The organism is Pseudomonas sp. NPDC089530 (genome assembly GCF_050280705.1).
GTDB lineage: Bacteria > Pseudomonadota > Gammaproteobacteria > Pseudomonadales > Pseudomonadaceae > Aquipseudomonas.
In genome coordinates this window covers 1-1,926 of the sequence record NZ_JBNNVU010000201.1, presented here as the reverse complement: position 1 = coordinate 1,926, position 1,926 = coordinate 1, and the positions used below count along the sequence as shown (strand labels likewise).

Here is a 1,926-nt window from a genome sequence, read left to right as displayed (position 1 = left end):
ACCACCAGGTGCTGGCTGATTGAGGGTATGGACAAGGATTTGGCGGCGGAACTGGCGGTGCGCGGCGTAATTACCCGCGAAGACCTGGCCGAGCAGTCTATTGACGACCTGCTCGACATCGACGGCATTGACGATGATCGTGCCGGCAAGTTGATCATGGCCGCCCGAGCCCATTGGTTCGAGTAATAGGCGCGGCCTGAGGAGAGAAGTGCATGACGCAAGTCACGGTGAAACAACTGGCCGATGAGGTCAAAACACCGGTAGAGCGCCTGCTGCAGCAGATGCGTGAGGCAGGTCTGCCGCACACCGCCGCCGAGGAACATGTGAGCGACAGTGAGAAGCAGTCGTTGCTGACCCACTTGAAAAGCAGCCACAAGGCGAAAGTGGAAGAACCGCGCAAGATCACTTTGCAGCGCAAAACCACCAGCACCCTGCGTGTTGCCGGCAGCAAAAGCATCAGTGTTGAAGTGCGCAAGAAGAAAGTCTTCGTACAACGCAGCCCGGAAGAAATCGAAGCCGAGCGCCAACGTGAGCTGGAAGAACGTCGCGCAGTAGAAAATGCTGCACGCCAGAAGGCTGAAGAAGAAGCCAAGCGTCGCGCCGAAGAAGAAGCGCGTCGCCAGCCTGCTGCTGTGCAACCTGCTGTCGTCGAAGCCGTTGCTGCCCCTGCCCCGGCAGTGGTTGCCGCGCCGATCATTGACGACGAACCTGTTGCCGCTCCAGCGCCAGTCGCTGAAGTGCGCAAGAAGGACGATCAGCGTCGCCCGGACAAGAGCCGTAACGACGACAACCGTCGTGGTGGCGATGGCGAGCGTAAAAATGCTCCGCATCGCGCTTCCGTCAAGGAAAAGGCTCCGGCGCCGCGCGTTGCCCCACGTACTACCGACGAAGAAAGCGATGGCTTCCGTCGTGGTGGTCGCGGCAAGGCCAAGCTGAAGAAGCGTAACGCTCATGGCTTCCAGAGCCCGACCGGTCCTGTCGTGCGTGAAGTGAAGATCGGTGAAACCATCACTGTTGGCGATCTCGCCCAGCAGATGTCGGTCAAAGCTGCCGAAATCATCAAGTTCATGTTCAAGCTGGGCACCCCGGCCACCATCAACCAGGTACTGGACCAGGAAACTGCCCAGCTGGTTGCCGAAGAACTGGGCCACAAAGTGACCCTGATCAGCGACACCGCCCTGGAAGATTCCCTGGCCGAGTCCCTGAAGTTCGAAGGTGAAGCGGTTCCTCGTGCGCCAGTAGTGACCGTAATGGGTCACGTTGACCACGGTAAGACCTCGCTGCTCGACTACATCCGTCGTGCCAAGGTGGCGGCTGGCGAAGCTGGCGGCATTACCCAGCACATCGGTGCGTACCACGTTGAAACCGAGCGCGGCATGGTCACCTTCCTCGATACCCCGGGTCACGCCGCGTTTACCGCCATGCGTGCTCGTGGTGCCAAGGCGACCGACATCGTGATCCTGGTGGTTGCAGCGGACGACGGCGTGATGCCGCAGACCGTTGAAGCCGTTCAGCACGCCCAGGCAGCTGGCGTACCTCTGGTGGTCGCGGTGAACAAGATCGACAAGCCGGGTGCCGACCTCGATCGCATCCGTAGCGAACTGTCGGTTCACGGCGTGACTTCCGAGGACTGGGGTGGCGACACTCCATTCGTTCCGGTTTCCGCGAAGATGGGTACCGGTGTCGACGAATTGCTCGAAGCCGTACTGCTGCAGGCCGAAGTTCTCGAACTGACCGCCACGCCTTCGGCTCCTGGCCGTGGTGTCGTGGTTGAATCGCGTCTCGACAAGGGCCGCGGCCCGGTGGCGACCGTGCTGGTTCAGGACGGTACCCTGCAACTGTTCGATCCGCTGTTCCCGGCCAGCGCCGAGGCCCTGGAATACAACCCGACCTATACCCACACGCTGATCAGCGAAGCCCTGATCA

General features: G+C 60.8%; 2 protein-coding genes. Both read left to right on the top strand.

Translation table 11 applies throughout. The features are described from left to right. The coding region (locus ACQKQA_RS30235) for a helix-hairpin-helix domain-containing protein (protein ID WP_427564791.1) at window positions 1-186 on the top strand (186 nt) is incomplete at its 5' end. A 26-nt stretch (window positions 187-212) separates the two neighbouring features. Next, a partial coding sequence (infB, locus tag ACQKQA_RS30230; RefSeq protein ID WP_427564790.1) for a translation initiation factor IF-2 occupies window positions 213-1,926 on the top strand: 1,714 nt, incomplete at its 3' end.